General features: G+C 68.7%; 19 protein-coding genes and 1 pseudogene. 15 read left to right on the top strand and 5 right to left on the bottom strand.

Annotated elements, in window-relative coordinates; all coding sequences use genetic code 11:
- Positions 1-80: 80 nt before the first annotated feature.
- The 5 genes from BJF79_RS30375 (at position 81) to BJF79_RS30360 (ending at position 5,253) form a co-directional block, all read left to right on the top strand.
- Positions 81-1,775 (top strand): hypothetical protein, encoded by a 1,695-nt coding sequence (locus BJF79_RS30375; protein WP_075902560.1) that lies wholly within the window; start codon positions 81-83, stop codon positions 1,773-1,775.
- Between the two features lie 96 nt (positions 1,776-1,871).
- Complete coding sequence (locus BJF79_RS30370; RefSeq protein WP_083734198.1) at positions 1,872-3,230, top strand: ATP-dependent nuclease; 1,359 nt, start codon at positions 1,872-1,874, stop codon at positions 3,228-3,230.
- Positions 3,200-3,769: an ATP-dependent endonuclease gene (locus tag BJF79_RS51695; RefSeq protein ID WP_083734196.1), complete on the top strand. Its 570-nt coding sequence runs from the start codon at positions 3,200-3,202 to the stop codon at positions 3,767-3,769. Before BJF79_RS30370 ends, BJF79_RS51695 begins: the two co-directional genes overlap by 31 nt.
- Before the next feature lie 408 nt (positions 3,770-4,177).
- Complete coding sequence (locus BJF79_RS30365) at positions 4,178-5,059, top strand: helix-turn-helix domain-containing protein (protein WP_075902558.1); 882 nt, start codon at positions 4,178-4,180, stop codon at positions 5,057-5,059.
- Positions 5,056-5,253 (top strand): DUF397 domain-containing protein, encoded by a 198-nt coding sequence (locus BJF79_RS30360; protein WP_075902556.1) that lies wholly within the window; start codon positions 5,056-5,058, stop codon positions 5,251-5,253. Before BJF79_RS30365 ends, BJF79_RS30360 begins: the two co-directional genes overlap by 4 nt.
- A 235-nt stretch (positions 5,254-5,488) precedes the next feature.
- Here the strand turns inward: BJF79_RS30360 and BJF79_RS30355 are convergent, their stop codons facing one another.
- Positions 5,489-6,616 (bottom strand): DNA sulfur modification protein DndB, encoded by a 1,128-nt coding sequence (locus BJF79_RS30355; RefSeq protein WP_262402763.1) that lies wholly within the window; start codon positions 6,614-6,616, stop codon positions 5,489-5,491.
- 144 nt (positions 6,617-6,760) lie between these two features.
- Here BJF79_RS30355 and BJF79_RS65900 point away from each other — a divergent pair.
- The 7 genes and pseudogenes from BJF79_RS65900 to BJF79_RS62235 form a co-directional block, all read left to right on the top strand.
- Positions 6,761-7,402: pseudogene (locus BJF79_RS65900) on the top strand (N-6 DNA methylase); the annotation flags it as partial.
- Entirely contained in the window at positions 7,303-9,342 is a 2,040-nt protein-coding gene (locus BJF79_RS62240) for an N-6 DNA methylase (RefSeq protein ID WP_316043472.1), read from the top strand. The pseudogene BJF79_RS65900 and the gene BJF79_RS62240, both read left to right, overlap by 100 nt.
- A complete protein-coding gene (locus BJF79_RS30340; RefSeq protein ID WP_262402761.1) occupies positions 9,339-10,841 on the top strand; it encodes a class I SAM-dependent DNA methyltransferase in 1,503 nt (500 codons plus the stop codon). Before BJF79_RS62240 ends, BJF79_RS30340 begins: the two co-directional genes overlap by 4 nt.
- A gap of 94 nt (positions 10,842-10,935) precedes the next feature.
- Positions 10,936-12,096 carry a restriction endonuclease subunit S gene (locus tag BJF79_RS30335; protein WP_158079343.1) on the top strand — a complete coding sequence of 387 codons (1,161 nt, stop codon included), beginning with the start codon at positions 10,936-10,938 and terminating at the stop codon, positions 12,094-12,096.
- Positions 12,097-12,109: 13 nt separating this feature from the next.
- Positions 12,110-15,268 (top strand): type I restriction endonuclease subunit R, encoded by a 3,159-nt coding sequence (locus tag BJF79_RS30330; protein ID WP_262402765.1) that lies wholly within the window; start codon positions 12,110-12,112, stop codon positions 15,266-15,268.
- Between the two features lie 84 nt (positions 15,269-15,352).
- Positions 15,353-16,495, top strand: coding sequence for a serine/threonine-protein kinase (locus BJF79_RS30325; RefSeq protein ID WP_262402760.1), 1,143 nt, complete (start codon positions 15,353-15,355; stop codon positions 16,493-16,495).
- Positions 16,432-16,920: a tetratricopeptide repeat protein gene (locus BJF79_RS62235; RefSeq protein ID WP_262402759.1), complete on the top strand. Its 489-nt coding sequence runs from the start codon at positions 16,432-16,434 to the stop codon at positions 16,918-16,920. The genes BJF79_RS30325 and BJF79_RS62235 overlap by 64 nt, the downstream gene beginning before the upstream one ends.
- Before the next feature lie 12 nt (positions 16,921-16,932).
- On the opposite strand, the gene BJF79_RS30320 is transcribed toward BJF79_RS62235, so the two are convergent.
- Positions 16,933-17,853 carry a serine/threonine-protein kinase gene (locus BJF79_RS30320; RefSeq protein ID WP_143220405.1) on the bottom strand — a complete coding sequence of 307 codons (921 nt, stop codon included), beginning with the start codon at positions 17,851-17,853 and terminating at the stop codon, positions 16,933-16,935.
- Between the two features lie 145 nt (positions 17,854-17,998).
- Entirely contained in the window at positions 17,999-18,703 is a 705-nt protein-coding gene (locus BJF79_RS30315) for a hypothetical protein (protein ID WP_075902545.1), read from the bottom strand.
- 75 nt (positions 18,704-18,778) lie between these two features.
- On the opposite strand from BJF79_RS30315, the gene BJF79_RS30310 reads away from it, so the two are divergent.
- On the top strand, positions 18,779-19,408 hold the full coding sequence (locus BJF79_RS30310) for a TetR/AcrR family transcriptional regulator C-terminal domain-containing protein (protein WP_143220403.1): 630 nt from the start codon (positions 18,779-18,781) through the stop codon (positions 19,406-19,408).
- 7 nt (positions 19,409-19,415) lie between these two features.
- On the opposite strand, the gene BJF79_RS62230 is transcribed toward BJF79_RS30310, so the two are convergent.
- Both BJF79_RS62230 and BJF79_RS30305 read right to left on the bottom strand, forming a co-directional pair.
- On the bottom strand, positions 19,416-19,964 hold the full coding sequence (locus BJF79_RS62230) for a hypothetical protein (RefSeq protein WP_262402758.1): 549 nt from the start codon (positions 19,962-19,964) through the stop codon (positions 19,416-19,418).
- A gap of 29 nt (positions 19,965-19,993) precedes the next feature.
- On the bottom strand, positions 19,994-21,382 hold the full coding sequence (locus BJF79_RS30305; protein ID WP_262402757.1) for a class I SAM-dependent DNA methyltransferase: 1,389 nt from the start codon (positions 21,380-21,382) through the stop codon (positions 19,994-19,996).
- 248 nt (positions 21,383-21,630) lie between these two features.
- Here BJF79_RS30305 and BJF79_RS30300 point away from each other — a divergent pair, with 248 nt between their 5' ends.
- On the top strand, positions 21,631-22,335 hold the full coding sequence (locus BJF79_RS30300; RefSeq protein ID WP_143220402.1) for a DUF4352 domain-containing protein: 705 nt from the start codon (positions 21,631-21,633) through the stop codon (positions 22,333-22,335).
- A 74-nt stretch (positions 22,336-22,409) separates the two neighbouring features.
- On the top strand, positions 22,410-23,152 hold a 743-nt coding region (locus BJF79_RS57460), incomplete at its 3' end, for a hypothetical protein (RefSeq protein ID WP_075902541.1).

Here is a 23,152-nt window from a genome sequence, read left to right as displayed (position 1 = left end):
GGGCGTAAACTGACACCGCCTCGCCGAGGCTGCTCCCACCATCCCCACGTAGCGCGACGACGCGAGATCGAAGGATGCGAATGGTGGGCACCGGACGTTACCGGTCGGTCTTTCACACGGAACTCCCCGCCGACGAGGCGTTCACGGCCGCGAACCGGGAACTGCGCGGCTGGCTCGGCGGCAAGAACCTGGACCGTGAGGCGTTCGACCGGGGCAGTGCCCGTGTGGGCAAGGACGGTCAGGTCGTACTGGCCCTCTCCCGGAACACGGCCGACGGCGGGCAGACCCGGCGGTGGCAACTCCGCGAGCCCAAGGACGACGGCTCGTGGGTGACGACGCTGACCGTCCACGCCCCGGGACGGGCGCACGGTTCGGTCCGAAGCTGGTTCTGGCTGGACGTCGAGTTCCTCGGCTCACCCCACGCCGAATCGGACTCCGACGACGCTTCCCCGTTCCGGGCCGCCGCCGTGCCCCGGCTCGCCCGCGGCCTGCTCGACGCGGTCGACGCGCAGGACTCGCTCGCGGAGGTGCGGGAGAAACCGGTCCTGGTACGTCCTCCGTCCGTCGAGCCACTGATCCATGTGCTGTGCGATCCCGACCGCCGGATGCCGGTGATCGTGGCGAGCGCCCATCCGCAGCGCGACTTCGAGTCTTGGCGCGGGACGATCGAGCGGGCCACGCGGTTCGCGGCCGGGCTGGCGGCGCTCTACCTGCTCGACCCGCACGCCATGGAAGAGTTCAACCGGGAGATCGGCGCGTCCCACGCCGTTTGGGGCGGCGCTGTACGCACCTACCTGCCCGACGTCGATCCGGCGACGGCCGAGGACGCGCGCCGCCACCGTGTGCTGACACCGGCCCGGGTGGAGGACGATCCGCGTCGCGTCCAGGGGCTCCTCGCGGGCCTGCCCCGTCGGCTCAGCGCGGAGGCGCTCCTCCCCCGCCCGCTGGCGGGACTCAGCCGGGCGCTGCTCTCCGAGGACGTCCCCGCAGCACGGCCCGGCGCCGCATCGCCGGACGATCTGCGCGAGATCGCCGCGCTCCGGGAGGAGAACGAACGGCTCCGCGGCGGCTACACGGCGGCGCTGGAACTGGTCGACGAGGCGGGGCGCGTCGAGGAGGCCCTCGCGCGCCGCAACAGCGAACTGGCGGCCCTCTCGACCCAGTTCAGCGCGGTGAACCAGCACGCGGAGTCCCTCCGAGACGAAGTCCGGGCGCTGCGGCGACGTCTCGTCCAGGCCGGGCGCAAAGCGGACACCTACACCCCGCCCGAAGAGCGGACGTTCCTGCCGGCCTCCTTCGCCGAACTCCTCGACCGCGTCGAGGAACTCGAACGGGTCGAGTTCACCGGCGACGAAGACCAACCGCTGCACATGGACGAGATGCCGAGCGCGGCGTCCTGGGCGCAGACAGCGTGGCAGGCGATGCTCGCCATGAACGACTACGCGGAGGCGAGCGCGACGGGCCGATTCTCGGGCGGTTTCCGTGCTTGGTGCACCGAGCCCCCGTCCGGAGCTCATGCGATCAGCGCGGGGAAGGTCGCCGCCGACGAATCGGACACGGTGAAGGCCAGCGCCAAGATGAGCCGCGCCCGGCTGCTCCCGGTTCCGGTCGAGGTGGACCCCTCCGGCAGGCTGCACATGTGGGCGCACGTCCGTCTGGGTGGGGGCGCAGGGATGAGTGCGCCCCGGCTGCACTACGCCGACGCCGTCAAGCAGATGGGGAAGATCTACATCGGCTACCTGGGCCCGCATCTACCGGTCAAGTCCACCAACTGACAGACCGACACGCCGACAACTTCCCATTTCGCCGCATAGCGGTCAGTTATTGAAAAGTGGTTGCGGTGGGGCACCCGTGGTTGATGAGGTTCACGAGTGCAAATCCAGCGAGTGAGGATCCGGAACTACCGATGCCTGCGTGACGTGGACATCAGCTTCGACGCCATCACGACCTTCATAGGCCCCAACGGCGTCGGCAAGTCAGCCGTCCTGCGCGCTCTGGACTGGTTCTTCAACGGCTCAGAGAAGGACCTCACCGACGACGACGTGTGGGCGGAAGCCGAAGAACGGGTGATCAGCGTCGAGGTCGAGTTCTGCGACCTCACACCCGAGGATCGGGCGGAGCTCGGCAAGTACGCCACCGGAGACACCGAGACCGTCCGGCTTTGGCGGCGCTGGGAGAACGACAAGGCGAAGCTCTCGGGGCACATGCGCGCCTATCCGGCGTTCGCGGAAGTGCGGCAGGGTGCGAGCGGTCAGCTCAGCCGGTATCGGGCGCTTCAGAAAGAGATGCCCGACCTTGGCCTGCCGTCCGCGAAGAGCGCGCAGGCCGCCGAGGACGCGATGGCCGCCTGGGAAAGAGCCAATCCCGACAAGCTCGCCTTCATGGACACGCCGGTCGACGGTCACTTCTTCGGCTTCGCCGGCCAGGCGAAGATGACGGGCCTGTTCGACTACGTCTTCGTCAGCGCGGACCTCCGAGCGGCCGACGAGGGCCCCGACGTCAAGGGGTCCATCCTCGGCCGCATCATGGCCCAGGCCATCGACAGCACGGGGGCCGACGAGGCCATGCGCGAGGAACAGGCGGCGTTCGAGAAGAATCGGGGCACGATCTACCGCAACCATTTCGACAAACAGCTCGGCGACCTTTCGGATGAGCTGAACCGGCAGGTCGGGCAGTACATCACCGGCCGGACACTGCGTGTGGGCTCTCGTGTTCCGCCGCTCCGGATACCGGCAGCCGAGTTCCAGGTCTCGGTGGAGGACGGCTCCGCCAGCACCCGCATCGACCAGCAGGGACACGGCTACCAGCGGACCGTGCTGATCAGCGTGCTCCAGATACTGGCGGACAGGAAGGCCAGTGAGGCGGGACGGACGGTTTTCCTGGCCATCGAGGAGCCGGAGCTGTTCCAGCACCCGATCCAGGCTCGGACGTTCGCGTCGGTGCTCCGTGATCTGGCCGAGAGTCCGGAACGCGGCGTCCAGGTCTCCTACGCCACGCACAGCCCGTACTTTTTGGAGACGGAGGGCTTCGACCAGATCCGCCGGATCACCCGTGGCATCGAGGGAAAGGCACCGGCGGCCCGCGTCCATTCGACCACGCGGGCGGCTGTCCAAAAAAGACTTGGCAAGGATGCGGTACCGGGCCAAACCCGCAAGCAGGCGGATTTCGCGAACAAGATCGCGACGCCTACCTTACGGACATGCCGGAGGCCATGTTCGCGCACGCCGTGATCCTGGTCGAGGGGATCACCGATAAGGGGGCCCTGGAGGGCTGCGGGCAGCGGGACGACAAGCTGAACCGGTCCGGCGTCATGGTCGTGTCGGTCAAGGGCAAGCAGAACCTTCATCTGCCGTATGCGATCCTCACGGAACTGGGCATCCCGACGTTCCTAGTGTTCGACGGTGACGCGTCCGTCCAAGGACAGCAGCCCGATGCGAAGGATGTGGACGGCAGTAACCTGAAGAACAAGATCAAGCAGGCCGCCGACAGGAACCGCAGTCTTCTCGCTCTCCTGGGCGAGGAGCCGGTGGATTGGCCGGAGACCAAGGTGACGGCCGCCTACGCCGTCTTCCAGGACACCTTGGAGGTCTTTCTCACGGAGCGTTGGCAGGAGTGGGTGAACACGAAGAAGCAGCTCGTCGAGAACGGTGAGTGCACCGACGGGAAGAGCGAGCACACCTACCGGCAGGCCGCGTTGAAGGCAGCGGACCCGCCGGACCAACTACTGAAGATCATCGCGCAGGCGCGTCTGATGGCCAAGCAGAACTGAGGGCGAGCGAAGTGAGGGGCCACGCGGCCGGGCCGTGTGGCCCCTCACCCATCAGAGCAGCATGCGTCGCCAGTCCGGACTGCGCTTCCGCGAGCCGCACGTCGTCCAGCGCCATCCGCGAAGTCCACTTTGATCTCTTTTGGAAAGAAGTGGCAGCATTTAAGCCGCACCCTTGACCAACATTACAGAAGAGACAAATCCGGACTTAGCTGTACGGGCAGCACCGAGGACAACTGTCCATCGAGTCAAAAACTCGCACGCCCAAATTTCACGTGCGAAATTTGGATGTGCGAATTTCCCGCTTACGGTTCAGATGTCGCGTTCTCTGGGTTACATTGCCACTACACGTTGATCGCGGAGAGTTAGCAATCAATGCGGCAAGTAGTTCCCCGAGGTCAGGGAGGCTTCGTGTCAAGCCCCTATATGCGGCGGCAGCGTCTGGCCGCCGAGCTCCGAAAGATCCGTGAAGATCGCGGTCTCACCCTCGACGAACTGGCTCAGCGAGTCTTCTTGTCTCGCACGAAGATGACTCGGCTGGAGAACTGCCAGATCCGTCCGGACCTTCACGAGATCCTGAACGTCCTCGACGTGCTCGAAGTCGAGGGAAGCAAGCGGGAAAAGCTCATCAACCTCACGCGAGAGGCTGGCCAGAAGGGATGGTGGGACCGCTACGGCATGTCCATGGGGCCTCGCCAGAAGCTCTACGCCGACCTCGAAGCCCACGCGGCTTCCATCCGAAGCTACAACCAGGCTGGCTTCCCGGTGATGCTCCAAACGAGCGAGTTCATGGACGAGCTGGTACGGCTCGACGAGTGCCAGGGCCCGCTCGACTACCAGCCGGACCGGATGGCACGCGCACGCGAGCAACGCCAGGAAGTTCTCCTCCGCTCAGGCGGTGCCGCTTACGAAACCATCCTGGATGAGTGCGTCGTCCACCGCCTGGCCGTCCCACCGACCGTCATGGCGCGGCAACTCCTCCACCTTGTCGAGGTGGTCAGCTCCCACGAGCAAATCAGTCTCCGGCTCCTGCCTCCCAGCGTCGCGCTTCCCGGTGGCCTGCTCCCCAAGGCGTCCTTCTTCATCTACACGTTCACTGAGAAGAGCGATCCGGAGACGGCGGTCGTCGACACCGTCAACACCGACCTCGTCCATACCAAGCGACAGGAGGTGGAGCGCTACAAGCATATGTATGACCGCTTGAGAGAGGCTTCGCTCTCCGCGCAAGAAACAGTCGGCTTCCTCATGCGGGTAGCCAACCGTCTCGCCGACAGGTCAGGATCGGAGACATGAGCACGTATTTTCACAACTGGCGCAAGTCACGCCGAAGTGATCCGAACGGCGCATGCGTCGAAGTTGGGCGGGCAACCGAAGGCGTCGTGGGCGTCCGAGATTCCACGCTCGGCGAGAGTAGTCCGGTCATTGAGCTGTCCCCCCATGGATGGACAACGCTCCTGAGTACCCTCCGCAGCACAACTGGGCAATGACGAACGTTCGTACCGGCCGCCGGTAACCGGCACCGCCCCGCCGTCCGAGCGGGCATCCCGCCAAGCCCACCGCCCCCATACCTGCGACGGTCCGGCCTCGCCCGTGGGACCACGGGCGAGGCCGGACCGTCGGCGGACTACTGGAGGCCGCGGACCTGGCGGCCGAGCGAGGAGTGCGGAGACAGCAGGGCATCGGCGACGCGGCCGCCCGCGTCCTTGGTGCCACCGCCGAAGTTCAGGGAGCCCGAGGCGCCCGAGCGGGCGGCCACGTTCTCCCAGTACCGGGCGTCGCGTTCCCAGCGACGTCCGCGAGCAGGGCCAGTAGCCCGTCCACGGTCTGGCCCCCGTCGCTCCACGACATGATCGGGTTCGCGGCGACACCGATTCCCGCCAGGACCGCGGGCGCGGAGATCGCGGACCGCGCGGCAAAGTACGGGAACAGCTCGGTCACAAGCGTCGAGAGCGCGTCGACGACCTCCCGCTCGATCTGCTCGGGAGCCACCTCCTCCGGCAGCTTGTCCTCGTGGACCGTCGCCGACGACAGCCCGATGCCGTTACGGCCGAAGATCGAGGTGAGGACCAGTCCCCGCAGGGCGGAGAGGGTGACCACCTCGGGGTCGGTCTTGCCGAGCTGCCGCTTACGGGACTGGACGAGCGTGGAGAGCGGAACGAGCTTCCCCTCCTGCTCGACCTTGACCGCGTCCGCGATGCGGTGGGCGAGATGGGTGCCGAAGTCGCGCTGGTCCATCGACATCGCGAGGTTCTTCGCGACCGGGACGCCCTCGACGTTGCGGTCGTAGAAGATCTGCCGGGCGTCCTCGACGCTCAGCCCCCAGTAGAGCTCGAACGGAAGCCGGACCCCGGCCAGCTCCTCGACCGTCAGGCCGTACTTCGCCGGGTTGTCGGACAGCTCGTGCAGGGCGGTCACCTGCGTCTCGCCGTCGATGGCCACGACCGGCGTGCCGGCGGTCAGCGTGAGGGTGCAGATGCCGCTCCCCGGGATCAGCTCCTCGCTCGCCGCACCGGGCTCCTTCGAGAGCCAGAGGGTGATCGGCGGCGTGGACCAGGCCGCGCCGAGCTCCTTCTTAATCCCGTCGCCGATGTAGCGGGCGTACTTGTCGACGTTCTTGCCCTTCTGCGTTCCCTTCAGCATCCGCTGGACGAGCTCGCGGACCTCGGCGTGCCGCTTGGTGGAGCCCGAGGCGTGCTTGAGCGCCCGCTTGTCCTCCTGCTGCCGCGGCGACGGAACGAGCTGGAGAAGAGTCGGCAGGGCGATCGTCCCGACGCCCGCGGTCGGACGGAACGCGGCGACGGTGACCCGGATGCCCTCGGGGGCGGCGGACGGCATGGACATGGCGGTCATGGAGGGGATCCCTTCGGAGGTGATCTCTCTGAAACTACCGACAGGAGAACATGCCACTGAAAGCACTGTCAATCCATAATCGCCAAAAGAGCGGGGGTGTACAGTGATTCTCGTCCGCGTAGATCGACACCGTAGAAGGCCGATATGCCCCCGCAGTCCGAGCAGTTGACCGCAGCCGACATCTCCCGGTTGGCCGAGGTCACGCGTGCCACGGTGAGCAACTGGCGTCGCCGCCACCCGGACTTCCCGCAGCCGAGCGGCGGGACCGCCGCCAGCCCCACCTACGACCGCGGCGCCGTCGAAGCCTGGCTGGCCGCACGTGGCCAACTCCCCGAACGGTCCGCCGAGGACGATGTGCGGGCGGAACTGAGCCGTCCACGCGGAGTCACCCCGCCCCACCGGCTCTATCCGGTGGTGGTAGCCGCGAGCCGGATGAGCCCCGGTGAGCTGGAGATCCTGCTCAAGGTCTCCGACACTGCGTTGGCGGAAGGGCTGACAACGATCGCCGCACCATTCACGGTAGACCCGCCGGGGGACGAGCGGACGCCCTTCACCGCAGACGACGCGGGCCGCCTGCGTACCGTCCTCGACTACGTGCGGGAGGCCGGCGCGCCCGCCGCCCTCGACCTGCTCTCCGAGCGGCAGGGCACCGCCCCCGGCGTGCGCGGCACCTTCTCCACCCCCCAGTGGGCGGCCGAACTCATGGCGGACGTGGCGATACGGGACGATTCCGTCCCCGAGACCGTCCTGGACCCGGCGTGCGGCACCGGCGGCCTCTTGGCGGTCGCCGCGCGGAGAGGGGCCACCGCCTTCCTCGGGCAGGACATCGCCGTGCCCCAGGCCGCGCTCGCCGCCGCCCGGATCGCCGTCACCGCCCCCGATGCCGCCACCGCCGAGATCCGGGCGGCGACAGCCTGCGGGACGACGCGTTCCCCGGCCTCGCGGCCGACATCGTCCTGTGCAACCCACCGTTCGCGACTCGCGACTGGGGACACGACGAGGTCGCGTTCGACGACCGGTGGGTCTATGGCCTGCCGCCCAAGAGCGAGTCGGAACTCGCGTGGGTGCAGCACTGCCTCGCACACCTGAAGCCCGGCGGTCGAGCAGTCCTCCTGATGCCGCCCGGCGCGGCCGAGCGGCCCACCGGGCGGGACATCCGCACCGCGCTCGCCCGCGACGGCGCCGTCCGGGCCATCGTCGCCTTCGCCGCCGGTACCGCACCGCCGTTCAACATCGGCCTGCACATGTGGGTCCTGCAGCGCCCCGACGGAGAGCGTCCGGAGGAGACCCCGGTCCTGTTCGTGGACACGGCCAACTTCCGCGAGGACCTCCAGGGGGACGCACTCCGCGAGACCATTACCGCCCTCTGGAGTACGTACCTACGCGCCCCGAAGAGCTTCGAGGCGGTGCCGGGCACGGCCCGGACCGTCCCTGTGCTCGACCTGCTTAACGCGGCCACGGACCTCAACCCGGCGCGGCACGTCCGCACGGCCGCGCCGATGTCCACGCCCGTCCAATACGCCGCCGCGCTCAACAAGCGCCGGGGCCGGTTGCGCCACGCGGCCGACGCGCTGCTCTCGTTCGCCGGTACCGAGGATTGGCGGCCCGTGGGCGCGGAGCCGGTCACGTGGCGCACGGCCTCGGTCGCCGACCTGTTGCGCGGCAACGCCCTCGATCTGCAACGCGGGCCGTCCACGTCCCGCGCGACGTCCAGAAGAGGCGCGCGCGGTGGCGGCCCCGCCCCCGTGATCCGTCCGGACGCCCGGGTCTTCACCGCACGGGACGTGACGAGCGGCGGCCCGGCGACGGGACTGCCCGCCGAACACGAACTGGCAACGCCGTTCGTCGTCCAGGCGGACGACATCCTGGTGCCGGAGGTCGTCCGCAGCAGAATCACGCCCCGCGTGGCCGATGATCAGGACGCAGGCCACCTGCTCGGCCCGCACCTGATCCTCTTCCGGCCCGACCCCGAACGCCTCGATCCCTGGTTCCTCGCCGGTTTCCTCGCCACCGAGGGCAACATGCGCAACGCGACGGCCGGGAGTTCGATCGTGCGGATCGATGCGTCCCGGCTACGCGTCCCGCTGCTGCCAATGGACGTCCAGCGCCGCTACGGCCGGGCGTTCCGGCGCGTCTACGCGCTGCGCCGGGCCGCGCACCTCACCGGACGCCTCGCCGAGCTAACCGCGCGGGAGTTGGACGTCGGCCTGTCCGGCGGCGTCCTGGAGCCCCCCGCGTCTTCCGCGGTTACGGCACGGCCGCGCCCGCGATCCACGACCATTGAACCCCACACCCCCAAGCCCGAAAGGACGACCTTGGACACCGGCAAGCACGCGGAGCTCACGAACCGAGCCTGGTCGGTCGCCGACCTGCTGCGCGGCAACTACAAGCAGTCGGACTACGGCAAGGTGATCCTGCCGTTCACCGTGCTGCGGCGGCTCGAGTGCGTCCTCGAACCGACCCGCGAGAAGGTGCATCAGGTCTACGAGCTGCGCAAGAACCAGGACCTCGAACTGGACCGGTTCCTCCGTCGTGCCGCCGAACACCGCTTCTACAACACCAGCGACTACACCCTCGAAAAAATCGCCTCGGACCCGTCACAGACGGCCAAGCATCTCCTCGCCTACATCGGCGCCTTCTCCCCCACGCCCGCGAAGTCCTGGAGAAGTACGAGTTCGCCCAGCAGGTCAAGCGGCTGGAGGGCGCGAACCTCCTCTACAAGGTGATCGGCCGATTCGCCGACCTGGACCTGCGCCCCTCGGTCGTGAACAACCACCAGATGGGTTACGTGTTCGAGGACCTCATCCGACGTTTCGCCGAAGCGTCGAACGAGACGGCCGGTGAGCATTTCACACCGCGCGAGGTCATCGAACTCATGGTCAACCTGCTGCTGGAGCCCGACCACGACGCGCTCACCGTCCCGGGGACGGTCCGTACCGTCCTCGACCCTGCCTGTGGGACGGGCGGGATGCTGACCGCGGCCGAAGAGCACATCCGCGACATGAACACCGACGCGACGGTGAAGGTCTACGGCCAGGAACTCAACCCACACTCCTGGGCCATCTGCCGCTCGGACCTGATGATCAAGGGACAGGACCCCGACAACGTCAAGCTCGGAAACTCGTTCAGCGACGACGGCCACAAGGACGAATCCTTCGACTACGTCCTCGCCAACCCGCCCTTCGGCGTCGAATGGAAGAACGTCAAGGACGAGGTCGAGTGGGAGCACAACAATCTCACCGAGAGCGGCCGGTTCAGCGCTGGCCTGCCCCGCATCAACGACGGCTCGCTCCTGTTCCTGCAGCACATGATCTCGAAGATGAAGCCGCGGGAGAAGGGCGGTAGCCGCATCGCCATCGTCTTCAACGGCTCCCCGCTCTTCACCGGCGCCGCCGGGTCCGGCGAGTCCGAGATCCGCCGTTGGATTCTCGAGAACGACTGGCTCGAAGGCATCGTCGCCCTCCCGGACCAACTCTTCTACAACACCGGCATCTCGACCTACTTCTGGGTTCTCACCAACCGCAAGAATCCCGATCACCGCGGCAAGGTCATGCTGGTTGATGCCCGCGAGCACTTCGCCAAGATGCGCAAGTCCCTCGGCGACAAGCGCAAGTACATCACCCGCGACCAGATCGAGGACCTGACTCGGCTCTACTCCGACGCCCTCCAGGTCGCTAAGGACGCCGAACACCCCTTGCATGGCAAGGCGAAGGTCTTCAAGAACGAGGACTTCGGCTACCGTCGCATCACCGTCGAGCGGCCCCTCAAACTCCGTTTCGAGGTCACGGACGCGACGCTCGAAGCCATCCGCGACTCGGCCAAGCTCGAAAACCACATCAACACCGACACCATGGCTGACGCCCTGCGGCCTCTCGTCGGCAAGAGCTGGGGCAAGAAGCTCGACGCCTACGACGCCATCCGGGAAGCCCTGAACGACGCGGGCCTGCTCTGGCCCGGCAAGCAACCTTTCGCCAACGCACTCCGCGACATCGTCGGCGTCCGCGACCCCGACGGCGAGGTGCAGATGAAGAAGAAAGAACCCGAGCCCGACTCCGAGCTGCGTGACTTCGAAAACGTCCCCCTCGACGAGGACGTCGAAGAGTACCTCCGCCGCGAGTACTTCCCCACGTCCCCGACGCCTGGATCGACCACGCCAAGACCAAGATCGGCTACGAGATCCCCTTCACCCGCCACTTCTATGTCTACACCCCGCCCCGCCCCCTGAGCGAGATCGACGCCGAACTAAAGACCCTCGAAGTCGAAATCCAAACCCTCCTGAGCGAGGTGACCGAGTGAATCACCTACTTCCCTTGAAGCGTGTGGCACGCCTCAACTATGGCGATGCCCTCCCGACAGAAGACCGGATCGCCGGGGACTATCCCGTACTAGGCTCAGGTGGCCCTTCCGGAACACATAAACACGCGAACTTCCAAGCACCAGGCATCGTTATCGGACGCAAGGGAAGTTTCGGGTCGATTCACTGGGCACCTGCCGGCGGCTTCGCCATTGACACGGCCTACTACATAGACAGCAGAAGTACATCCGTCGATCTCCGGTGGCTGTATTACGCTCTCAACGCCGTAGATCTTCGAGGTGCATCACAGGATGTCGGAGTACCAGGATTGTCCAGGGAAGCAGCCCATGAAGTACTAATCCCGGTACCACCCGAACCGTCAGAACAGGGTCGCATCGCCGATTTTCTCGACGCCGAGACTTCAAGGATCGACCAACTCGCGAAAGTCAAAGAGCGTTCTTCTGAACTTCTCGAAGAAAGGAGAATAGCTCTAACTAGTCAACTCTGCTTCCGTGGCACCGAAGCAGTAAACACACTTCGGGGCAGCGAGATTGGATCTATCGGAAAAATTCCCAGACACTGGCAAGTGGTCCGAAACAAAACCTTCATCACGGAGGTGACTAGTCTATCGAAAACCGGGGAGGAGGAACTTCTCACTGTTTCCCACAAAACGGGCATTACCCCTCGAAGTGAAAAGACGGTATATATGTTCATGGCCGAGTCGCGGGTCGGCTATAAGCAGTGCCGTCCCGGCGACCTTGTAATCAATACCCTCTGGGCCTGGATGGGAGCCCTTGGCGTTTCTCGCTATTATGGCATCGTGAGTCCGGCATATGGGGTCTACCGCTTCACCTCGAACGAAGCCAATCCAGAATATTTCGACTACCTGTACCGGACGCCTGAGTATGTCTGCGAGATGACTCGACACTCAAAGGGTGTCTGGACCTCGCGACTTCGACTCTACCCTGAGTCGTTCCTGGCTCTGAATACCCCCATGCCGCCACGTGTCGAGCAGGACAACATAGTCGAAACTCTAAAAAGGGAACTTGAACCGGATAGGCAACTTCGGTCAGTCATACAGCGATCCTCCGAGGTATTGGCGGAGCGGCGGCGGGCGTTGATTACGGCTGCTGTTACCGGGGAGTTCGACGTGTCCACGGCGAGTGGGCGTGGGGTGGAGGTGTGATCCGGTGAGTCCTATGCACCACGAGTCCGTGTTCGGTGACGCCATCGTCTCCGCGATGGTCGACAACGACGTGTGGGAGCTGGGCAGCAGCTCCGACTACCGGCCTGAGCTGGGGTTGGACACTGCACAGCTCTACGCCTTCATCGGGGAAACGCAGCCGGAGGAGTGGGAGGAGCTCCTCGCCTTCTACGGGGACGACCCCGACGCCGCGCAGCTCGGCTTCGCCAAGCGGGTCGGGCAGGCGATCGAGACCGAGGGTTTGCTCGACGTCCTGCGGCGCGGGGTGAAGGACCGTGGTGTGCGGATCCGAGTCGCGTACTTCAAACCGTCGCTCGTCCGGTCCGACGACGTCTTGGACGACTACCGCAGGAACCGGCTGACCGTCGTCCGGGAACTGGAGTACGCGACGAAGTACGGCGGGAAGGGCAAGCGGCTCGACCTGGCCTTGTTCCTCAACGGCATTCCGGTGGCGACGGCGGAACTGAAGAACCCGATCACCGGGCAGGGCGTCGAACAAGCCAAGCAGCAGTACCGGCATGACCGAGACCCGAGCGAGCCGATCTTCGCGAAGCGGGTCGTCGCGAACTTCGCGGTGGACCCCGGCCTGGTGTTCGTCGCGCCGCAGTTGCGCGGGAAGGCGACGCGGTTCCTCCCGTTCAACCAGGGGTCGGCGGGGGCCGGCGAGTCCGGTGGGCGGGGCAACCCGAAGGCGAAGCTCGGCAAGTACGCGACGTCCTACCTCTGGGAAGAGGTGTGGCAGTCCGACAACTGGCTGGACCTGCTCGAGCGGTTCGTGCATCTGGCGAAGGAGAAGGGGCCGGACGGGCGGGTCGGCAAGACGCTGATCTTCCCTCGCTACCACCAGTGGGACGCCGTCCGGCGGATGAGCACGCACGCCGCGACGCACGGCAGCGGGCACAACTACCTGGTCATGCATTCGGCCGGGTCCGGGAAGTCCAACACGATCGCGTGGCTCGCGCACCGGCTGACGTCCCTGCACACGCCGACCGACCCGGCGGCGCTCGATCCGGCGGCGGTGAAACGAGGCATCAAGCCGGGGGAACCGGTCTTCGACAAGACCATCATCATCACCGACCGGACCAACCTGGACGGGCAACTCCGCGAGACCGTCGGCAGCTTCGAGCAGACCGCGGGGCTCGTCGTGAAGGTGGACGGACAGGGGGAGGCGAAGTCCGCTCAGCTCGCGAAGGCGCTGTCCAGTTCGAGCGGGAAGATCCTCACGGTGACCCTGCAGACGTTCCCCGCCCTGGTGGACTATCTGCGGGAGAACCCGGTGGAGATCCAGGGGCGCCGGTTCGCGATCATCGTGGACGAGGCGCACTCGTCTCAGTCCGGGGACGCGGCCACGGCCGTCCGCAAGACACTGCGCGGCATGGGCCTCGACGCCGACGACGAGGACCAGGGCGCCGCGAAGGCGGCAGCGGACGACGTCGAGGCCAAGCTGAAGGAGATGGCGGCCGAGCGCGGCCACAGCGACAACCTGTCCTACTTCGCGTTCACCGCGACGCCCAAGCACAAGACCCTGGAACTGTTCGGCGAGCTGCGAGCGGACGGGCACTACTGGCCGTTCCACACGTACTCGATGCGGCAGGCCATCGATGAGGGGTTCATCCTCGACCCGCTGCGCAACTACGTCACGTACGGGACGTTCTGGAAGCTGGTCAACAACAACCCGACGGACCGCGAGGTGGATCCGGCCAAGGCCAACCCACTGCTGGCCCGGGTCGCGGCGGCCGGCTCGGTGCCGCGGCAGGCGCACGAAATCGTGGAGCACTTCCGGACCCACACGGCGGGACGGGTCGGCGGGCGCGCCAAGGCGATGGTGGTCACGGGGTCCCGCCACAGCGCCGTCCAGATGAGCCGCGCGATCAAGCAGCACATCAAGGACCAGGGCTACAAGGGCATCGGCGTGCTGGTGGCGTTCTCCGGTTCCCTCCCCTACGACGGGGAGGAGGTCACCGAGTCCAGCGAGAACGGCGGGCTTCCTGAGAAGGGGCTGCCGAAGGCGTTCGCCTACACCCGTCAGGACGACTCGGCCGTGAAGAAGGGCGGCGCGGGGCAGACCGAGTACCGGATCCTGGTGGTGGCGGAGAAGTACCAGACCGGGTTCGACCAGCCGCTGCTGACGACCATGTACGTCGGCAAGAAGCTGGCGGGCATCGCGGCCGTGCAGACGCTGTCACGGCTGAACCGGACCGCGCCGCGCAAGTCGCAGGCGGACCTGGCTGTCCTCGACTTCGTCAACGACACCGAGCAGATCCAGGACGCGTTCCGCGACTTCTACGAAGTCGCCGCGACCCTTCCGTCCGACCCGAACATGCTGTACCAGGCGCAGAGCCGGGTGATGCGGCCCGACATCCTGCTCGAGTCGGAGATGCGGGCGTTCGCGGAGGCGTACACGGCGGCGGACGCGACCGCGGGCGGCGATCAGGGCGCGTGGGCGAAACTGCACCCGGAGCTGTACCGGCACATCGAACCGGCCGCCAAGCGGCATGCGGAGCTGCTGTTCGGCGAGGACGAGGACGACCAGCAGACCGCGGAGGACTTCCGCGCCGACCTGCAGGACTACACGCGCAAGTACGCGTTCCTGTCGCAGATCGTCCACTACCGGGACGCCGAGCTCGAACTCCTGTACCGGTACGGCCGGTACCTGCTCAACCGGCTGGAGCGGCGGCAGGACGGGAGCGTGGACATCGGCGAGATCGACCTGTCCCATCTGCGGCTGGAGAAGACGGGCGAACACGACCTCGGCCTCGCGCCGGAGGGGCCCGTGGTCGTCGACGGGTTCGGCGACGGCGCGGGCGGCGCCCAGGAACCGGAGAAGTCGCCGCTGTCGGAACTGGTCGAGAAGTTCAACGAGCGGTACGGGACCGAGTTCACCGAACAGGACGTCCTCACGCCGTTCGAGGAGGCGAAGGCCGACCGCAGGGTCCGCCTCGCGGCGGTCGCCACGCCCGACCCCGACGCGTTCGGCCCGGTGTTCGACGAGGTCTTCGAGGACAAGATGATCGACCACATCGACTCCATGGCGGAGCTCGGCCGCAAGTACTTCGAGCCCGGTGGCGACTTCCGGTCCCGGCTCAACGGGACCGCCCGGCGGGCCGCCTGGAACATGATCCGCCGCGAGGAGGGCGTGGAGGAGGTCGCCTGAATCCTGGACGCGCGATGACGGCAAGTACCACACTGGTCCCTCGACACGGCAAAAAGCCACAGAACCACGCGACTCGGGAGACCCGTGGCAACGGTGATCGGTGACCGGTACGAACTGGTCGAGGAGCTCAAGCCCGGCGGGATGGGACGGGTCTGGCGCGGTTACGACACCGTGCTGGACCGTCCCATCGCGGTGAAGCAGATCCGTTCGGACGTGATCCGGTCGGACGAGCAGGCGCGGATGTTCGCCGAGCGGTTCCGCCGCGAGGCCCGGGTCACCGCGCGGATCAACCATCCCGGCGTCCCGCAGGTGTACGACGCGGTGCTCGACGACACGTTCGAGCACCTGTACCTGGTGATGGAGCTGGTCGGCGGCGCCACCCTCAGTTCGTTCCTGCGGTCGAGCGGCGCGCTGCCGATCGCGTGGGCGGCGTCCGTGGCCGCCCAGATCTGCACCGTCCTGTCGTACGCGCACGCGATCCCGGCGGTGCACCGCGACCTCAAGCCGGGCAACGTGATGGTGGCGCCGGACGGCACCGTGAAGCTCCTCGACTTCGGTGTCGCGGCGATCCTGCGTGCGGACGTCACGCGGATCACCGAGGCGGGGGCACACGTCGGCACCGCGCGATACATGGCACCTGAGCAGATCAAGGACGCGCAGGTCAGCCCGCAGACCGACCTGTACGCGCTCGGCTGCGTACTGCACGAGCTGCTGGCGGGCCGGCCACTTGCGGGCGGGACCAACGAGGCCCACCACCTGTACCAGCATCTGCACCGGGCGCCGCGGCCGCTCCGAGAGTTCCGTGCGGACGTCCCGGAGGAGCTGGAACGTCTCGTCGGGCAGCTGCTGGAGAAGGCACCGGAGCGGCGGCCCGCCGACGCGCAGGAGGTGTTCGAGCGACTCCTGCCCTTCCTGCCGGAGCGCGGCGCCCCGAGCCTGGCCGTCGGCGAGGAGTCGCCGGACGGAATGCCCGACCCGACTCGTCCCTACCGGGCGCCGTACGCGCCGCGGGCCCGCGCGGCGCAGGTGGAGAACGAACCGGCGCGACCCGGGTCGAGCCCACCCCGGCACCCGACCCGTCCGTGGCCCGGGACGCGATCACGGAGGCGTTCAGCCGTTCGGAGCGCCTGCTGGACGACGGGCGTTTCACGCAGGCCGCCGAGGTGCTCCAGGCCGCGATCGACCAGGCGGCGCCCGCCGTCGGCACCGATAACGCGCAGGTGCTGAAGCTGCGGCAGTGGCGCGCCGCGGCGCTGGAGCTCGGCGGCGACGTCCGCCGCGCGCTGCCCGAGTTCGACCGGCTCGCCGCCGCGTTCGCGCGGACCGGCGGCCCCCGTCATCCGCAGGCGCTCGCCTGCCGCAGGCAGGCTGCCTACTGCCGGGCGCAGCTCGGCGAGGCGGGCGCGGCGCTCCAGCAGTTCCGGGACGTGCTGGAGGACTACCGGGCCGCCGAGGGGGACGGGAACGAGGCCGTGGGGGAACTGCGGCGCGACATCGTCATGCTGCTGCTGGCCGAGCAGCGGATCCCGGAGGTGCTGCCGCTGCTGGCGGACCTGCACACCGACTTCGCCGTCCTGTACGGCCCGGACCATGAGCGGACGCGCGAGATCGCGGAACTCATCGAGCGGCTGCGCCGGACCGGCGAGTCCTGAGAGCCGACCCGTTCACAGGCGGGCGGCGACGATCGCGTACAGGTGCGCCGGATCGTGCGGGGCACGGTCGACGAAACCGTGCAGTGGAGGCAACCGCGCACCGGCGGGCGGCGGAGTGTGCCGCAGTAGCCCGTGGAACACCGTGGTGGCGTCGCCCGGCCGGTCGGCGGGTGCCTTGGCCAGCAGGGAGATGACGAGCCGTTCCAGGTCGGAGGGCACGTCTTCGCGGCCGATCGCGCGCGGTTCCTCGGTCAGATGCCGGCCGACCTCCTCGACGGCGGACGCGCTCTCGAACACGCGGCGTCCGGTCAACAGCTCGTACAGGAGGCAGCCGAGGGAGTAAAGGTCGCTGCGTTCGTCGGCGGCGGCGCCGTCAAAGAGCTCGGGAGCCGCGTAGACGGCGGTGCCGGGGACTTCACCGGCCGTCGTGATCTGGGAGAAGTCCCCTTGGTCGCCGAGAGCGGCGGCCACGCCGAAGTCGAGGACCTTCACCTGGCCGGTGCGTGCCAGGACGACGTTCGCGGGCTTGATGTCGCGGTGCACGAGCCCTGCGGCATGGGCGGCGGCGAGCGCGGCGCAGACCTGGGCGCCGATCACGGCTGCCCACGGCACGGGGACCGAGTCGCCGTGATGCTCGTCGATGAGGTGGCGCAGGGCGGCGGCGTCCGGGACCAACTCCATGACCATGTAGAGCTCGCCGTCCTCGGCGGCATAGTCGTACAACGCCGGAATCCCGGGATGGCTCAGCCGCGCCAACGCTTTGGCCTCCCTGCGGAAACGGCGCCGAAGCATCTCAGGGTCGTTCTCTTGCCGGTGGCTGACGACCTTGATGGCGACCCGGCGGCCGAGGCGGGTGTCCAGTCCTTCCCAGATCTCCCCCATGCCTCCGATGCCGAGCGGCAGCATCTTTACGTAACGGTCACCGAAGTCCAAGGGGTGCCTTTCCAGCCTCGAGATTCGCCGTATCGGCGAGCCGCCTGTGCATCGGAGCCAGCGGATCCTGAAAGGCCCGATCCGGCGGTTCCTGGGGCAGTTCCGATGCCGGTCCCGTGTGCGTAGGGTACCGGCGTCCCCCGGGTCAGAGGCCGCGGCGGCCGTCGGCCCAGTGGACCTGCGTGTGGATCGAGCGCCGGGACATCGCCGTCGCGGCGCGGACGGCCGTCCGGAGGCGCTGGAGCGAGGCCGCGTGGCCGATGAGGTAGACGTGGTCGAAGGGGCCGCGGTCGAGGAGGGCGGGGAGGCGTTCTTCGAGTGCGGTGCCGGGTGCGGACGCGGACGGCACCAGGTCGGCGTCCGGGACCAGGTCGGCCAGCGCGGCGAGTTCGGAGGCGGGCACCTCGACGGCTTGGACGGCGGTCCCTCCGGCGGCGGTGATCGCGGTGGTGAGGGCGTGCGCGGCGGCGATGGCGGTCGCGCCGCCGAGGACCAGGTGCCGGCTGCCGGACCGGGGGCGCAGCGGACGGCCGGACGGGGGCGCCACGATCCGGGCGCCGGGGCGGACGTCGCGCGCCCACCGCGCTCCGGGGCCGTCCGGCACGAGGTCGACGAGGACGCTGTAGCCGGTGGGGTGCGTGTCGAGGACGGTGTAGCGGCGGAAGTCGCGGTCGCTCACCCGCACGCCGATGTGGTCGCCGGGGACGTGCCGGGCCGGGTCGTGCTGCGTGTCGCGGCAGCGCAGGAGCACGAAGTGGGCGGAGATTCTGCGGTTCTCGTCGATGACGGCCGCGTAGCGTCCGGCCAGCTTCTGGGCCCCCGACATGAGGGCGGCGGGCATGGAGGGCATGGGTTCGCTCCAGAGTTTATTCGACGTTAACGTTGTTATCACCAGGAAAGGAAATGTACTGATATCGTTGTTAACATGTCAATGAGAGCGGACGGCGGCAGGGCGGAGACGGTGGTGCGTGCGGCGCTCGCGCTCGTCGACTCAGGGGGGCTGGAGTCGCTGACCATGCGCAAGCTCGCCGCGAGCCTCGACATGCAGCTCCCGACGATCTACCGGATGTTCGACGGGAAGCGGGAGCTGCTCGACGAGATGGCCGAGGCGCTCATCGGGGACGTGCTCGACCGCGTCCGTCCGGGCGGCGCCGGGTGGCCGGAGCGGGTCGCGGCGCTCGCGCGGGGGCTGCGGGCGGTGCTGCTGGAACAGCGGGACGGCGCCCGCATCGTCGGCGGCAGTTACACGGCGAAGCAGCCGACGATGACGGTCGCCGAAACGGCGCTGACCGATTTGGGGGAGGCCGGGTTCCCTCCGGAAACCGCCATCTGGGCGGGCACCACGGTGTTCTGCTACGTCCTGGGCGAGGTGCTGGAGCAGCAGGGCGCGGACGGCGGCGCGGCCGAGTCGCTCGCCGGTTCGGCGCCCGGCGGGGCGTACCCGCACCTCGCGGCGATGCCGGTCGAGCGGTTCCTGGACTTCGACGCGCGGTTCGAGTTCGGGCTGCGCGTCATCCTCGCCGGGCTGAGAGCGGAGCTTTCCGGCGGGACGTGACGGCGGGTCAGGCGCGGGGGCGCAGGGTGCCCGCGCCCAGGCCCTCCAGGCCGAGGGTGAGGACGTGGTCGCCGGCTTCCTGGGCGGCGCGGAGCGCGGTCTCCAGGTCGGCGAGGCGGCGGAACGCGGCGCCGTATTCGGCCTGCTCGGCGAGGGTGACGCGGGGCAGGCGGGCGCGGCGGACGTCGAACCGGGCGGACGAGGTGGAGCTGCGCAGGTTCGCGCCCCGGGCGCCGAGGCGGAGCCAGCCCGCGTCGAAGTCGGGGTCGGTGCGGGACGGGTCGACGCGGACGACGGTCAGGCCAGGCCCGAGGACCGGGCCGTCCGCGGCGGCGACGCGCGCGATCGGGTGGCGGGCGATCTGGGAGACGACGATGTCGCGGGCGCGGATCCGGACGTGGTCCTCGTCGGGGGCGGCCGAGCCGGTGGGGCCGCGCCCGCGCGCGGCGTCGTCGAGGGTCAGGACGGGCACGGTGCCCTCGTCCATCCGGATGCGGGGCGACACGCGCAGGATCTGCAGGACGCCCGCCTTCGCCAGCTCGCCGATGGTCGTCATGGCGGGCTCGTCGCCGCTGCGCGACTGCTTCAGGACCGACAGCGCGGTGACGGCCCGGGGCAGTTCGGCGGCGGCGGTCTCGAGGCGATCGCGCCGCGGGCGAAGCCGCCCCCGGCGGCCGGTGCGGCGCGTTGCGGCAGGTGGCGGGCGGGGTTGAGGTCGACCTCGTCGTCGAGCAGGTCGATGATGCGGACGACGGTCGCGGCGCCGCGCTGGGGCCTACCGTCGAGGTAGCGGCGCCAGGCGTCCACCGCGACCTTGTGGTAGGTGTCGGGTTCGCCGGACATGTCCGCCATGAGGACGTCGTCGGCGGGCTGGTCTCCGGGCGCGGGGCGGCGCAGCACCCAGACCGAGACCGCGACGGCCATGTTCGGGACGGCGCCCGCGGGCAGCCCGACGACCGCGCGCAGCGCGCCGCGGCGGAGGAGTTCGGCGCGGATGCGGCGGCCCGAGCGGCGGTTCGCGACGGCCGGGGGGATCAGCACGACGACGAGCCCGCCGGGCGCGGCGTGCGCGAGGCCGTGCTGCAGCCAGGCGAGCTCGGACTCCATCCGGGGCGGGAGACCGTACTCCCACCGGGGGTCGCCGGTGAGCTCCTCGTAGCCCCAGTTGCGGTCGTTGAACGGCGGGTTGGTGACGACGAGGTCGGCGTCGCGTCCCGCGAACGCGTCGTCGCGCAGGGAGTCGCCCGGACGGACCTCGGCGGGCGCGCCGCGTAGGGCGAGCTGTACCGCGGTCATGCGCGCGGTCGTCTCGTCTATCTCCTGGCCTAGGAGCGCTCGCACGTCTTTGTAGACGTCTTGGGCGACGGTCAAGAACGCACCCGTCCCGCAGGCGGGGTCCAGGACGGTGCCGGGGGGCTCCGTGCAGAAGTCCAGCATCAGGCGGACGACCGGTTCGGGCGTTATGTACACGCGCCGGCTGTGGTGCTCCAGGTAGCGCGTCCGGAGGAACTCGAAGGCGTCCGCGGTGCCGAGCTCGTCGGCGAGGCCCGTCAGCGCGCGCGCCAGCGGGACGTGCGCGGGGGCGTCGAAGGGGTCGGGGAGCAGGTCGGTGTGCGCGCGGACCGCGTCGGCGAGTTCCGCGCCGGCCCGGTCGTCCGGGGCGTCGGCGAGGTCGCGCAGGCGGTCGGGGTCGGCGTGCAGGGCGAGCAGGAAGGCCCCGGCGAAGGACATGACCTCGGAGAGCTCGACGTCGCCCGCGGCGACCTGCCGGAGGGTCTGCCAGACGCGCTCGCGCATCGGCGGGTCGGCCAGCTTGCCCTGGTCGCGCAGCCAGAGCTCGATCTGGCCGAGGGAGAACGTCGGGCTGGTGGCCGTGCCGCCGACCGGCAGCGGGAAGTCGTCGTGACGGCGCCGCCAGTTGCTCACCGCCGCGCGCCCCACCCCCGCAAGTCGGGCGATGTCGGCAGCGGTCACCGTCGCATCGTTCGACACACCAGCACTCCCTTCAGCCGACGTTCAGGCGGCTTTCAGCGATCACACCCTAGTGGTACCGGCCGACGGGCCGGTTGACCTGGTTCACGGTATCGCGGATCGCCGGAGTCGCCTCGAAGAGCGATGCGATGGTTGATTGCGTACACAATTGCTCTGTGGTTTGATGTGAACATCAGCCGATGCGCCGGACGAGAGCGGCGCCACGAACCTGACTTTTACGGAGAAGCCCCATGAATCCCGGCCACGGAAACCCCGGTCCGCAGTACGCGCACGGCCCGCACCAGGGGCCGCCGCCCGTCTACCCGGCCGCTCCCCCGCCGAAGCGGCGGGGGAAGGGCTGCCTGTACGCGGTCGTCGGCGGTGTCGCCGTCCTGTTCCTGATGGGGGCCTGCGGCGCGATCATCAGCACCGCGTCGGACCCGGCGGCCACGTCGTCCGAGGCCGGGACGGGCGCCGAGGCGGCCGCGGGCGAGGGCGGCGGCGACGGGAAGAGCGAGAAGGAGGCGAAGCCGGAGAAGAAGGAGAAGGTCACCAACGGGATCGGGCGCGAGTACCGGGACGGCAAGTTCGCCTTCACGGTCACGAAGGTGCAGAAGGGCGTCGAACGCGTCGGGAACGAGTACGCGGGTTCGGACGCGCAGGGACAGTTCGTCCTCGTCCACATCACCGTCGAGAACATCGGCGACGAGGCCCGCATGTTCGACGGGACGAACCAGACGCTCGTCGACACCGAGGGACGCGAGTTCGAGGCGGACACCGAGGCCGCCATCTGGAGCAACGAGGAGACGAAGTCGTTCCTCGAACAGATCAACCCCGGAAACTCGGTGAAGGGCGTCGTCATCTTCGACGTCCCGAAGAACGTGAAGCTCAAGGCCATCGAACTCCACGACTCGATGTTCTCCGGCGGCGTCACCGTCCCGCTCGGCGGCCGCTGACCCGCCCGCGCCCGGACGCCGCCCGGTGGGCCGGGCGTCCGCGGAACGAACCGTCCGGACAACGGGAAATGACAGTGACCGAACTCTCCTGGGCCCTGACCGTCCCCCAACCCGCCGCGTGGGCCGTCGCCCACGGCCACCAGGACGTCTACAACCGCACCTACCCGACCGACCGGCGCGGCTGGCTCGCGATCTGCGCGGGCCGCACCACCGACGCCCGGCTGCTGGCCGACACCGCCGGACTCACCGGACGCGCCCCCGCGCAGATCGAACGGGACGCCGCCGACCGCGACGCGATCGTGGCCGTCGCACGTCTCACGGACGTCTGCAACGAACCGTCCTGCGACTGCGGGCCGTGGGCGCAACCGCGCTACGTCCACTGGCGGTTCGCCGACACCGTCCTGCTGCCCGAACCCGTGCCGGCGCCCCGCCAGGTCGGCGTCTGGAGAATGCCGAAGGAGGTCGCCGACGCCGTCGTCCCGCAGTGGCGGTCGGCGCGCCGCCTCGACGAACCGGACGACCACGCCGCCGTCCGCGACGCCCTCCTGCCGCTGCCCGCCACGGGCCACCGGCGGGTCCTGCTCCTCGGCACCACCGGCGCGGGCAAGACGACCGTCGTCCGGCAACTGCTCGGCACCGACCCGGAGACCGAGCGGTTCCCGTCCACCTCCACCGCCAAGACGACCGTCGCCGACACCGAGATCGTCCTGACGCCCGACGGCCCGTACCGCGCGGCCGTCACGTTCGCGGGACGCGCCGAAGTCGCCGCCCACCTGCGCGACAACGTGTGGGAGGCGGCCCGCGCGGTGTTCCGAGG

Origin of the sequence: Actinomadura sp. CNU-125 (assembly GCF_001942465.1) — a bacterium.
GTDB lineage: Bacteria > Actinomycetota > Actinomycetes > Streptosporangiales > Streptosporangiaceae > Spirillospora.
Note: the sequence above shows the minus strand (reverse complement) of the source record. Positions and strands in the feature narration are given on the sequence as shown.